Origin of the sequence: Haemophilus haemolyticus (genome assembly GCF_001008205.1) — a bacterium.
Taxonomy (GTDB): domain Bacteria; phylum Pseudomonadota; class Gammaproteobacteria; order Enterobacterales; family Pasteurellaceae; genus Haemophilus; species Haemophilus haemolyticus_Q.
This window is the reverse complement of record NZ_LCTK01000008.1, coordinates 1-12,574: the sequence shown is the minus strand read 5'-3', so window position 1 is coordinate 12,574 and position 12,574 is coordinate 1. Positions and strand designations below refer to the sequence as shown.

At 38.3% G+C, this 12,574-nt stretch carries 11 protein-coding genes and 1 tRNA gene; 3 read left to right on the top strand and 9 right to left on the bottom strand.

Annotation, left to right across the window (positions count from 1 at the left end):
- Positions 1 to 23: 23 nt before the first annotated feature.
- On the top strand, positions 24 to 971 hold the full coding sequence (corA, locus tag AAX18_RS02840) for a magnesium/cobalt transporter CorA (protein WP_005629627.1): 948 nt from the start codon (positions 24 to 26) through the stop codon (positions 969 to 971).
- A complete protein-coding gene (locus tag AAX18_RS02835) occupies positions 971 to 1,516 on the top strand; it encodes a YggT family protein (protein ID WP_046952882.1) in 546 nt (181 codons plus the stop codon). The genes corA and AAX18_RS02835 overlap by 1 nt, the downstream gene beginning before the upstream one ends.
- Before the next feature lie 223 nt (positions 1,517 to 1,739).
- On the opposite strand, the gene rnhB is transcribed toward AAX18_RS02835, so the two are convergent.
- The 6 genes from rnhB to AAX18_RS02805 form a co-directional block, all read right to left on the bottom strand.
- A complete protein-coding gene (gene rnhB, locus AAX18_RS02830) occupies positions 1,740 to 2,333 on the bottom strand; it encodes a ribonuclease HII (protein ID WP_046952881.1) in 594 nt (197 codons plus the stop codon).
- Positions 2,326 to 3,498: a lipid-A-disaccharide synthase gene (gene lpxB, locus AAX18_RS02825; protein WP_046952880.1), complete on the bottom strand. Its 1,173-nt coding sequence runs from the start codon at positions 3,496 to 3,498 to the stop codon at positions 2,326 to 2,328. The genes rnhB and lpxB overlap by 8 nt, the downstream gene beginning before the upstream one ends.
- Positions 3,499 to 3,613: 115 nt before the next feature.
- A complete protein-coding gene (locus AAX18_RS02820; RefSeq protein WP_046952879.1) occupies positions 3,614 to 5,215 on the bottom strand; it encodes an SIALI-17 repeat-containing surface protein in 1,602 nt (533 codons plus the stop codon).
- A 42-nt stretch (positions 5,216 to 5,257) separates the two neighbouring features.
- On the bottom strand, positions 5,258 to 6,046 hold the full coding sequence (gene lpxA / locus AAX18_RS02815) for an acyl-ACP--UDP-N-acetylglucosamine O-acyltransferase (protein WP_005642748.1): 789 nt from the start codon (positions 6,044 to 6,046) through the stop codon (positions 5,258 to 5,260).
- A gap of 14 nt (positions 6,047 to 6,060) precedes the next feature.
- Positions 6,061 to 6,465 carry a 3-hydroxyacyl-ACP dehydratase FabZ gene (fabZ, locus tag AAX18_RS02810; protein ID WP_044233196.1) on the bottom strand — a complete coding sequence of 135 codons (405 nt, stop codon included), beginning with the start codon at positions 6,463 to 6,465 and terminating at the stop codon, positions 6,061 to 6,063.
- Positions 6,466 to 6,592: 127 nt separating this feature from the next.
- Entirely contained in the window at positions 6,593 to 8,152 is a 1,560-nt protein-coding gene (locus tag AAX18_RS02805; RefSeq protein WP_046952878.1) for a phosphoethanolamine transferase, read from the bottom strand.
- A gap of 130 nt (positions 8,153 to 8,282) precedes the next feature.
- On the opposite strand from AAX18_RS02805, the gene pyrH reads away from it, so the two are divergent.
- Entirely contained in the window at positions 8,283 to 8,996 is a 714-nt protein-coding gene (gene pyrH / locus AAX18_RS02800) for a UMP kinase (protein ID WP_005628053.1), read from the top strand.
- Positions 8,997 to 9,060: 64 nt separating this feature from the next.
- Here the strand turns inward: pyrH and AAX18_RS02795 are convergent, their stop codons facing one another.
- The 3 genes from AAX18_RS02795 to gltX form a co-directional block, all read right to left on the bottom strand.
- Positions 9,061 to 10,587, bottom strand: coding sequence for a catalase (locus AAX18_RS02795; protein WP_005628052.1), 1,527 nt, complete (start codon positions 10,585 to 10,587; stop codon positions 9,061 to 9,063).
- Between the two features lie 207 nt (positions 10,588 to 10,794).
- Positions 10,795 to 10,870, bottom strand: a tRNA-Ala gene (locus AAX18_RS02790).
- Between the two features lie 80 nt (positions 10,871 to 10,950).
- On the bottom strand, positions 10,951 to 12,393 hold the full coding sequence (gene gltX, locus AAX18_RS02785; protein ID WP_046952877.1) for a glutamate--tRNA ligase: 1,443 nt from the start codon (positions 12,391 to 12,393) through the stop codon (positions 10,951 to 10,953).
- Positions 12,394 to 12,574 lie beyond the last annotated feature (181 nt).

The window sequence follows — 12,574 nt, the reverse complement described above, 5'->3', positions numbered from 1 at the left end:
CATAATCCTATAAGGAGTATGAAATGATCAACGCGTTTGCTATCAATGATTCCCGCTTGGTTCGCATTGACGAAGACCAAACTGATCTCAATACTGCCATTTGGCTTGATTTACTTGAGCCAACAGGCGAAGAACGTGAAATGCTACAAGAAGGCTTAGGTCAAAGCTTAGCATCTTTTCTAGAATTGGAAGATATTGAAGCTTCCGCCCGTTTCTTTGAAGACGAAGATGGTTTACACCTTCACTCATTTTTTTATTGCGAAGATGAAGACAATTATGCTGATTTAGCGAGCGTCGCTTTTACTATTCGTGATGGCCGTTTATTTACGTTGCGTGATCGCGAGCTACCAGCATTCCGTTTATATCGTATGCGTTCACGTAGCCAGCGCTTGTTAGAATGTAATTCTTATGAAGTTTTACTGGATTTATTTGAAACGAAAATTGAGCAATTAGCGGACGTGATTGAAAACGTTTATGCAGATTTGGAAGAGTTGAGTCGCGTTATTTTAAACGGGAAACAAGATGAAGCCTTTGATGAGGCATTAAATACACTCACGGAACAAGAAGATACGAGCTCAAAAGTTCGTTTGTGCTTGATGGATACTCAACGCGCACTAGGTTTCTTGGTTCGCAAAACGCGCTTACCAACTAATCAATTAGAACAAGCACGAGAAATCTTACGAGATATTGAATCTTTACAGCCGCATAATGAATCCTTGTTCCAAAAAGTAAACTTTTTAATGCAAGCTGCAATGGGTTACATCAATATTGAACAGAACAAAATTATGAAATTTTTCTCAGTTGTTTCTGTGATGTTCCTTCCTGCAACATTAGTTGCATCCACTTATGGTATGAACTTTGATTTTATGCCTGAATTACATTTTAAATATGGTTATCCAATGGCAATTGGATTAATGATCGCAGCCGCATTGACACCATATATTTATTTCAGAAGAAAAGGATGGCTATGATGGAATTATCCCAAACCGCATTATTTATCGGGTCAATTATTAATCTTTACGCACTTGTATTGATCTTACGAGCTTGGTTACAGTTTGCTCGAGTGGATTATTACAACCCTGTTTCAACATTTGCAGTAAAAATGACTGATCCAGTATTAAAACCTCTACGTAAAATTGCGCCTACTGTTAAAAATATCGATACTTCTGCTTTACTGTTAGTATTTATTATCGGTATGTTGAAAGGTATTATTTATTTTGGTTTATCAGTAAATGTACTCTTAGTATTGGGTGTGTTAACTGTATTGAAAAGCATTGGTTTAGCAATTTTTTATGTGCTTTTTATTGGGGCGGTTTTAAGTTGGTTTAATCGTGGCAATAGCCCAGTGATTTATGCGTTTTATCAACTCTCAGAACCACTTTTAAGACCTATCCGTCGATTCCTACCAACATTAGGTATGATTGATTTTTCCCCTATGGTCATCGTATTTATCTTATTGTTCTTAAATAACCTAATGCTTGATATGTTAGGTGGACTTTGGATGATTGCTGGTTAGAGATTAATAGGCTGTAAATAATAGGTTATCAATTTTATCCTCAAAATAGTGAAAATCGTAAGAGCATTAAAGATTAGCTTTCCATTTCTGATATTGTTTAGTTTAGCTCATAGTATTACCGATAATTTACTAAAACAAGACGTTACGGTGGATCAACCTAATAAAAAGAGAACAATATTTCGTTTATAGCCTAATAAAATAAAAGAATTTCTCGATTAAAATTCTAACGATTTTCTAGCGCTTTTTTCACTGGGGCAAAGCTACGACGATGTTGCGGTAACGCGCCAAGTTCAGCTAATTTTTTCAAATGTAATTTGGTCGGATAGCCTTTATGCTGGGCAAAAGCGTATTCTGGATATTGCTTGTCTAATTCTTCCATTTCTTGGTCTCGAGCCACTTTCGCCAAAATAGAGGCTGCACTGATTTCCGCTACAAGGCTATCGCCTTTTACGACGGCTTGTGCTGGAACATCTAAATCTTTTGGGAGCTTATTGCCATCAACCAACACAAAGTGCGGTTGAATTTTTAAAGATTTTACTGCTCGAGTCATTGCCAGCAAGGAGGCTTGCAGGATATTTATCTCGTCAATTTCGTTAGCTTCAGCTCGACCTAATGCCCACGCAAGGGCTTTTTCTTTGATTTCTTCAGCAAGGGCTAAACGTTTTTTCTCAGAAAGTTTTTTAGAATCAGCGAGGCCTTCAATTGGGTTATTCGGATCTAAAATGACGGCTGCCGTTACAACAGCTCCAACTAGAGGGCCTCGCCCAACTTCATCAACGCCAGCGATCAATTCATAGCCTTGTGGATATTCAAACATTTTCTGTTCCTTCTAATAAATCAATGACTGCTTGGGCCGCTTGCTTATCCGCATTGCATTGAATTTTTTGGTGTAAATCCGTGAAGTGCTGAATTAAAACATGGCGATTTTTTACCGCACTTTCATCATCAGAAAGATAAGCAGATAGTTTTTCAGCGAGCAATTCTGGTGTGCATTCTTCTTGAATCATTTCAGGAACGAGCATTTCATTCGCAAGCAAGTTTGGTAAAGAAATATAATCGGTTTTCACTAAACGTTTTGCTAAGAAATAGGTCAGTGGTTTCATTCGATAGCCAACCACAATGGGTGATTTACAAAGCATTGCTTCAAGCGCAGCTGTTCCTGAAGCAAGCAATGTTGCATCAGCTGCGATCATTGCTTGTCGTGCATTGCCATCAATTAAATGCAGGTCTAGATTTGGCGCAATTTTAGCTTTAATAGCTTCAAATTGAATTCGTCGTTTTTCGTTCACCAAAGGAACGAGGAATTGTAAATCAGGAAATTGTTCTTTTAACAATAAAGCGGTTTTCAAGAAAGGCTCAGCCAGAAATTCAACTTCTGATCCACGACTTCCAACTAGGATAGCTAAATAGCGTTGTGCGGGATCAATCTGTAGCATTTGGCAGGCTTCGGCACGGTTTGGTTTGAGCGGAATAGCATCTGCCATTGTATGTCCAATAAAACGGCAAGGTACGTTAAATTTATCGTAAAAGGCTTTCTCAAAAGGCAAAAAGGCAAGAACTTGGTGAGTCGCTTTGGCAATTTTGTGAATGCGATTTTGACGCCATGCCCATACAGAGGGGCTCACGTAATGAATAGTTTTAATTCCGTTTGCTTTGAGCTTGAGTTCTACATCCAAATTAAAATCAGGCGCATCAATGCCGATGTAAACATCAGGTTTTTCTTGCAACATGGTTTGAATGACATTTTTGCGAATTTTCAGCAGACGAGGAAGATGTTTCAAAATTTCAGCCAAGCCCATGACTGAAAGCTCTTCCATATCGACAAGCGTTTCACAGCCTTCAGCCAACATTCTTGGACCAGCAATGCCAATAAAGCGAGCATTAGGATAATGAGCTTTGAGCTGGCGAATTAAACCAGCACCGAGAATATCACCAGATACTTCTCCAGCAACAAGAGCAATGGTTGGGCTTATCCTATTCATAAACGTTATCCTTGAATAAAATTAAAACAATAAAAATTACAAAGGGCGTTTGTATAAGTACGCCCTAATGTGATTTTTAATTTAACGTGATATAAAGCACCCTAAAACTACCATTCTAGAATTTACCTTCTAATGATAGATAGGTTCCCCATTGTTTACTACTAATCAGTCCATTTTTTATATAAGGTGTAAGGGATACACTAAATTTTGGAGAAAATTGGTAATTCAATCCTGAACTAATACTCCACTGGGTTTTGTGAATATTAAGATGATAGTCGTGTTTGAGGTTTTCTATTTGCACAGCACCAGTCACATTGCTTTTAATTTGATGTTCAATTTCTATAGTATTTAACCATGTTAATTTAGTAGCTATTGAATAATTCCATTTTATACCTGATGCCAGTGAATGCTCTCTCCATTTTATATTATTGTATTTCATTAAAAACTGAGAAGCAGGTACATCATATCCATTTTGTTTAATCTGTGTATCTCGGTAAGATAAATACCAACCTAAAGAGTTTTTATTTGATAGCACTAAGTCTTGACCCAATGTTAAATTCCATGACTCTCCTTTTACATCTGATAACGCTGTTGTTAAAACAGGGGATGTCTTTTGATAAGAATTACTATCTTTTCCAATACTAGCTACAATATATAAATTAGAAGGCAATTTATAATGTACGAAAGCCCCCATTCCAACATTATTATGAAGTGTACGATAGTTGTTTGATAAATGATTTTCTAATGAACGCTCTATGTTTACTCCTAAAGTTAACTTATTTGTTATTCCGTACCCCAAACGTAGGCCAAGTAAATTATCATATATATCATTTTTAGCCATATAATGGTGTCGAATGCCATAACAAAACTCATTTTTATTAGCAATACAATAGGTTTGTAAAGAGCGTAATTTATTAAATTGATGCTTTAACAATATACCATTGTTTTCTTCTAATTTTAGTTGCGATAGTGATTGGCGAGGCTCAACATATTTCGTTTTATCTATTACTGGCGCATCACTAGGGACAATGCCAATATATTCAGGTTTATCTATTATTGGCGCATTAGATGGCACAGCTGTAATTGAAACATATGTAACTACTGGTAATCTATCTTGAAAATCAGCTTCACCATCCTTATCGCCATTAACGCCACCTTCAAAATCAACAGGTTCTGCAACGTCAGGAATGCCATTAACTGAACCTTCAAATTCCATTTTGTCATATACCTCAGGCTCGCCTTTCATATATGGAATATTTAGAGATTCTTCCTCATTAGGAATCTTAGGAATCTCAACCCTAGTACCTGGGGGATATGCCTTGCCATCGGGGCGGCGGGGGGTAATTGATATATCACCATAACGAGGCGATTGAACTGACGAACCATCGTCACAGTTAGTAATACAACCTGTATATTCTGATATTTCATGAATTGGTGGATCCATGCTATTTACCCCCCCAGTAAACTCTGGAGATTCGGGTGCGACTTCTGGAATACCATTAACGGCACCATTAAACTCAGGGGGAGACTCTGTTTTCATTACTCTGAAAGGAACGGCACCAATAGAAATAACATCTTTAATTATTAATGATTCATAAATAGGCGATTTTTTATCATCAATCAAAATTGATAGAGGCGTAGCTAATATGTTATGAGAAGATGATAAAAGAGTTATAGCAAGAAAAAATTTAAACTTACAATTGAGATTTAATAACATAACCTTTCTTATAACATCATGAATAGTGGATGAAAAATATTATTAACGAATAATACCGCGAGTTGAACGTTTGAAAAATTCAACAAAGAAACTGATCGCTGAATCGGTTTCCGCAATTTGCTCAATTTCTGGTAACACTTCTTCGAGTGTTTTGCCGCTACGATAGATCATTTTATAAACGTTACGGATTGCATGCATGGTTGGTTTATCAAAACCACGACGTTTTAAACCTTCTAAGTTTACGCCAAATGGGCGGGCGTGGTTGCCTTGTGCCATAACGTAAGGAGGTACATCTTGGCTGACCATAGAACCACCGCCTAACATGACGTGTGCGCCAACGATTACAAATTGGTGAATGGCTGACATGCCACCAACAATGACGAAATCATCTAATTCTACATGACCTGCAAGCGTTGCATTGTTTGCCAAAATACAGTTGTTTTTAATTTGGCAATCATGTGCAACGTGAACATTCACCATTAATAAATTGTTATTGCCAATAGAGGTTACGCCACCGCCTTGGATAGTGCCACGATGGATTGTCACGTGTTCACGGATTCGGTTGCCATTACCAATAATAGTTTTGGTTGCTTCGCCGTTATATTTTAAATCTTGGTTCACTTCACCAATGCTAGCGAATTGATAGATTTCGTTATCTTCGCCAATAACCGTATCGCCACGTACAACAACGTGAGATTTCAATACAGTGCGAGCTTTAATTTCAACAGTGCCTTCAACAATACAGAAAGGTCCGATAACAACACCTTCACCAATAACTGCGCCTTCTTCAACTAAGGCTGTAGGATGGATTTTTGCATTTGGGTGGATCATATTTATCCCCTTAATTAACGACGAGCGCACATTAGTTTTGCTTCACAAGCAATTTCACCATTTACGGTTGCTACTCCAGTAAATGCAGTGATGCCACGGCGTTCTTTAATCACTTGAACGTTTAATTCCATTTGATCTCCAGGTAACACTGGGCGTTTAAAGCGCGCTTCATCAATACCTGCGAAATAGAATAGTTCACCGCCTTTTAATTCGTGAGTTTTAAAGGCTAAAATACCCATTGCTTGTGCCAAAGCTTCTAAAATTAAAACGCCCGGTAAAATAGGTTCGCCAGGGAAGTGACCTGTGAAACAAGGCTCATTGACGCTAATATTTTTAATCGCTTTTAACCATTCGCCTTCTTTAAAATCCAATACGCGATCCACTAATAAAAATGGATAGCGATGTGGTAATAAAGTCATAATTTCTTTTGATTCGATCACTCTTGGTTGTTGTTCTGACACGTTGACACCTTACAAAAAATAAACAAATAAAATCTCTCGGATTATACGATATTTACGGCTAAAAATAAAACGCACTCAATATAGCTTAGTGTTTAGGACGAATATCAATGGCAGGATCGTCATCTTTACGATATTTTTCATCAATTCGTTTTTGCAATCCAAAGTCATTTTTATCCGATTCGTTAGAAAATAAATCTTCTGTTTGCGTTAATTGAGAATTTTTAATTCCTATCCAATTTGCGATTCCTTCTAAGAAGTTCAACCCAGATTTAAACACCTTATATTCTTTGCGTTCAGTATCATCCGACGAAATTTTAAATAACGGAATATTGTGATGTTCTCGGCTGAAACAGTTTTGATTGAACAAAAGTATATTGTTTTTTTCATCTTGTTGGTGGCACAAACCGTGATCTGAGAAATAAATCATTGAGAAAGTGCGGTGATTTTTCTTCGCGTTTTCTGCAAGCTGATCATATACACGTTTTAAAAATTCATCAGTTTTCTTAATAGACGACACATAGCAATTTAAGTAACCATATCTCGGATTAAGATCTTTATCATCAAAGATTTTTGGATAATCTTCGACACGGTCGCAAGCCATTGGATGTGAACCATAAATATGCAACACAATAAAACGTTTTCCTTGAACAGGATCTTCTAGTACTTGGGCGAATTTTGGTAATAAATCAAAATCACTAAAGTTAGTAGAATTAAAGCTCCCGCCTTTTTTCAAGAAAAAGGTTTCATCAGATTTTGATGCAAGGGATGAAACGGGCGTATCGAATTCACCGAGCATACCTTGATTAGAAAGCCAATAAGTTTTCATGCCTGCAGATTTGATGAGATCGACTAAACTCAAACTGTAATTGGGTTCCCATTTTTCTTTGTTAGGAAGGGTTAACATAAGTCGAAGTGAGGCAACAGTATTTGTTCCTGCTGAACGGAAACCATCAATCAATGTACCTTTAGCGATAGACATAAATGGCGTGTTTTCAATCGGATAACCATAGGCATGGTGATAATCTTTCCGCGCACTCTCACCAAGAACAATCACATAATCATCATAGCGTGAATTTTCTAATGTTGATTTTCCCCAGTTATCAGATTGGGACATTTGTTTGAGTTTTTGCACTTCATCTACAATTTTTAATGTGGAACTTACTGTTTCTTTGATCGGTTCAGCAAGTGGCATGTTGTAAGCAAAAAGCAATGTCGCCAAGGCAATAAATGTTTTATTACGATAAAATTTTATGCCAAATTTCACCGCACTTTTGTATTGAAGAAAAATCAAAATAGGAATAGCGAAAGCAATTAAGTAACTACTCACTGGGATTTGCAATAGAAATTCCTTCGTTTCCAACATATCTGTCGCGAAAAGCGAGGCGATATATTGGTAGCTTGGAGGGCCAAAATTTAGCCCTGTAGGCGTATAAAAAGCATGTAGTAATGCAAGCGGTAGCAAAATAAAATAGAAGGATTTTTTACTGCTGCTTAATAAGAGAATAGATGTTGTCGCAAGTAGAACGAGAGCCACACTTGGTTCTGTAAACATTCCAGAACCGATTAAAATAAAATAACCTGCTAATGCGGCACAAATCACCGCAAAAAGTGCGGGCAAAATTTGGCTTGTTTTTTTCGTGTTCATAATTGTCTTCCCTGAAAAGAAAATGTCTCTATTATCCACCTTTCACTCAGAATTTCCATATTTAACTTCTTCACTCTTGAGCGGTTATTTTATAGAATAAGCCAATTTTTTAAGCCAGAGGGAAAAAACAATGAGCCAACCAATTTATAAACGTATTTTATTGAAATTAAGCGGTGAAGCATTACAAGGAGAAGATGGTTTTGGTATCGATCCTGCGATTCTCGATCGTATGGCTGTTGAAATTAAAGAATTAGTGGAAATGGGCGTGGAAGTCGGCGTCGTTCTTGGTGGTGGCAACTTATTCCGTGGCGCAAAACTAGCAAAAGCGGGGATGAATCGCGTGGTGGGCGACCATATGGGAATGCTTGCTACGGTGATGAATGGTTTGGCAATGCGTGATTCTTTATTCCGTGCTGATGTGAATGCTAAATTAATGTCCGCTTTCCAATTAAATGGTATTTGCGATACTTATAACTGGTCTGAAGCAATTAAAATGTTACGCGAAAAACGCGTAGTCATTTTCTCTGCGGGAACAGGAAGTCCATTCTTTACAACTGATTCTGCTGCTTGTTTGCGTGGTATTGAAATTGAAGCTGATGTTGTGTTGAAAGCGACTAAAGTTGATGGCGTATATGATTGTGATCCTGCGAAAAATCCTGATGCAAAACTTTATAAAAATTTGAGTTATGCAGAAGTGATCGATAAAGAATTACAAGTGATGGACTTAGCGGCGTTTACTTTAGCTCGCGATCATGGCATGCCGATCCGAGTATTCAATATGGGTAAACCTGGTGCATTACGTCAAGTAGTAACAGGCACCGAGGAAGGCACCACTATTTGTTAGTGAATGTTGAAAAGTAAAACGGTAGGAAAATTCCTACCGTTTTTGTTTGGCTACGGCCTAGAGATTATAACAATCCGCCTTGACCTAATGCTGGGTCAGTTTCACGTGCTTTTAATGCATCTTCAACTGTTAAGCCCAATGCTTTTGCAACGCCTTCACCATATGCAGGATCACACCAGTGACAGTTACGGATATGACGGTATTTGATGAACTCAGGTGCATCGCCCATTGCAGCTGCAGTATTGTTGAACAATGCTTGTTTTTGCTCTGGATTCATTAAGTTAAATAATGCACGCGGTTGGCTGAAGTAATCGTTATCGTCGTTGCGATAATCCCAATGTGCCGCATCGCCATTAATACGAAGTGGTGGCTCAGCAAAATCTGGTTGTTGTTGCCATTGGCTGAAGCTGTTTGGCTCGTAGTGCGGTAAGCTACCGTAGTTGCCATCTACACGACCTTGACCATCACGTTGGTTGCTATGAACAGGGCAACGTGGACGGTTTACTGGAATTTGACGGTAGTTCACGCCTAAACGGTAACGTTGTGCATCCGCATAGTTGAATAAACGAGCTTGTAACATTTTATCTGGGCTTGCGCCGATACCTGGAACTAAATTGCTTGGTGCAAATGCAGATTGTTCTACATCAGCAAAGAAGTTTTCTGGGTTGCGGTTCAACTCAAATTCACCCACTTCAATTAACGGATAATCTTTTTTCGGCCATACTTTTGTCAAATCGAATGGATGATAAGGTACTTTTTCCGCATCTGCTTCTGGCATAATTTGTACATATAATGTCCATTTAGGGAAATCACCACGCTCGATTGCTTCATATAAATCGCGTTGATGGCTTTCACGATCATTTGCGATAACTGCAGCTGCTTCTGCATCAGTTAAGTTTTTAATACCTTGTTGAGTATGGAAATGGAATTTTACCCAGAAACGTTCACCAGCTTCATTCCAGAAACTGTAAGTATGTGAACCATAACCATGCATATGACGATAGCTTGCAGGAATACCACGATCACTCATTACAACAGTTACTTGGTGTAATGCTTCTGGTAATAATGTCCAGAAATCCCAGTTGTTTGTTGCTGAACGCATATTAGTGCGAGGATCACGTTTTACAGCTTTGTTTAAGTCTGGGAATTTACGTGGATCACGTAAGAAGAATACCGGGGTGTTGTTACCCACTAAGTCCCAGTTGCCTTCTTCAGTGTAGAATTTTAACGCGAAGCCACGGATATCACGCTCTGCATCAGCCGCACCACGCTCGCCTGCTACGGTCGTGAAACGTGCGAACATTTCTGTTTTTTTACCCACTTCACTGAAGATTTTTGCACGCGTATATTTCGTAATATCGTGTGTGACAGTAAAGGTACCAAATGCACCAGAACCTTTTGCGTGCATACGACGCTCTGGAATAACTTCGCGTACGAAATCAGCTAATTTTTCGTTAAGCCATAAATCTTGTGAAAGTAATGGACCACGCGGACCTGCAGTTAAACTGTTTTGATTGTCCGCCACAGGGGCGCCATTTCCCATAGTTAGGTTAGTAGACGATAAATGCGAAAAAGGGCATTGAGAACTCATTATTAACTCCTTGTATGTATGAAATAAGTAGGGTTGAAATAAATTTCGTAAACATCATACAAAAAGGTTTTAACGATTGAAATCTATCAAATCAATCAAAAAAAACTATGAAAAATAACAAGGTTTTGAGATTAGATGTATTTTTATTGGTTTTATAATACAACAAAAAAGCCTTGAAACTTAAAATTCCAAGGCTTTCTTATAAACTGGTGGAGATAATCGGGATCGAACCGACGACCTCTTGAATGCCATTCAAGCGCTCTCCCAACTGAGCTATATCCCCATAAAAGACAGCGACATGATAAAATTTGGCTATGTGGCTGTCAATACGATTTTATTATGCGTTTGTTATCCGATTAAATATTAAGCGTTTTGTGCATGAATAAAATCAATAGCACGCTGAATACGTGTAAGTACACGATCTCTGCCAATACCGACTAGAGTAACATCCATTGATGGCGATTGACCAGAACCTGTCACAGCGACACGTAATGGCATGCCAACTTTACCCATGCCCACTTCTAGTTCAGCAGCCGTTTGCTCAATCGCTTCGTGAGTAGAATGTAAATCCCAGCTAGAAAGTGCGGTTAATTTTTCTTTCACTTTTGCAAGCGCTTCAGCAGCATTGCCTTTGAAATGTTTTTTCGCTGCGGCTTCATCAAAGGTTTCAAACTCTTCAAAGAAGTAGCGGCTTGAACTTGCCATTTCTTTTAAGGTTTTGCAACGTTCCGCAAGCATGGTGACAATTTCAGTTAATGCAGGACCATTGGTTGTATCAATGCCTTGATCTTTGTAATGCCATTCAAGATGTTTAGCCACATATTCTGGCGGTAATTCACGGATATAATGTTGATTCAACCATTGTAATTTTTCGGTATTAAATGCACTAGCTGATTTGCTAACGTGATCTAATTCGAAATAGTTGATCATTTCTTCGCGACTGAAAATTTCTTGGTCTCCATGCCCCCAACCTAAACGAACAAGATAGTTGATTAGAGCTTCGGGTAAGTAACCATCATCACGATATTGCATTACGCTCACTGCGCCATGTCGTTTAGATAATTTTTGACCATCATCTCCATTAATCATGGAAACGTGCGCATAGGTTGGAATTGGTGCACCAATTGCTTTTAAAATATTGATTTGGCGAGGTGTGTTGTTTATATGATCTTCGCCACGCACCACATGAGTGATGCCCATGTCCCAGTCATCCACGACTACGCAGAAGTTATAAGTTGGTGAACCGTCTGTGCGACGAATAATAAGATCATCAAGCTCACTGTTGCTGATTTCAATACGGCCACGTACGGCATCATCAAATACTATCGAGCCTTCGGTTGGATTTTTAAAACGTACAACGTGGGGTTCATCAGGTGAATGGTTGTGATCGTGTAAGCAGTGACGGTCATAACGTGGTTTTTCTTTATTTTGTTCTTGAGTATGACGAAGTTCTTCTAAGCGATCTTTAGTACAATAACAACGATATGCTAAGCCTTGTTCAATCATTTCATCGATCACTTGGTTGTAACGATCAAATCGTTTAGTTTGGTAATAAGGACCATGCTCCCATGGAAGATTTAACCATTCCATGCCTTCAATAATTGCAGCCGTTGCTTCTGGTGTTGAACGCTCTAAATCGGTGTCTTCAATTCGTAATACAAATTCGCCGTTATTATGTTTTGCGTATAACCAAGAATAAAGTGCGGTACGTGCGCCACCTACATGTAAATAACCTGTAGGACTAGGAGCAAAACGAGTACGCACTTTTACATTTGGATCTAAATTAAAAGGGGCATCTAGTTTCATTTTTATAACCTATCTTCAATAAAATATTAGTCGTTATTCTACTACGACTTGTTTTACTTCTAAATAAAAAAGCGGATTTTATGCTTATTTTTACAACAATTAAACAAAATTTAATAAAAAGGTATTGACTGAAAATGCATTCTCCCTATAATGCCAACCCACAACATTAAGGGCGATTAGC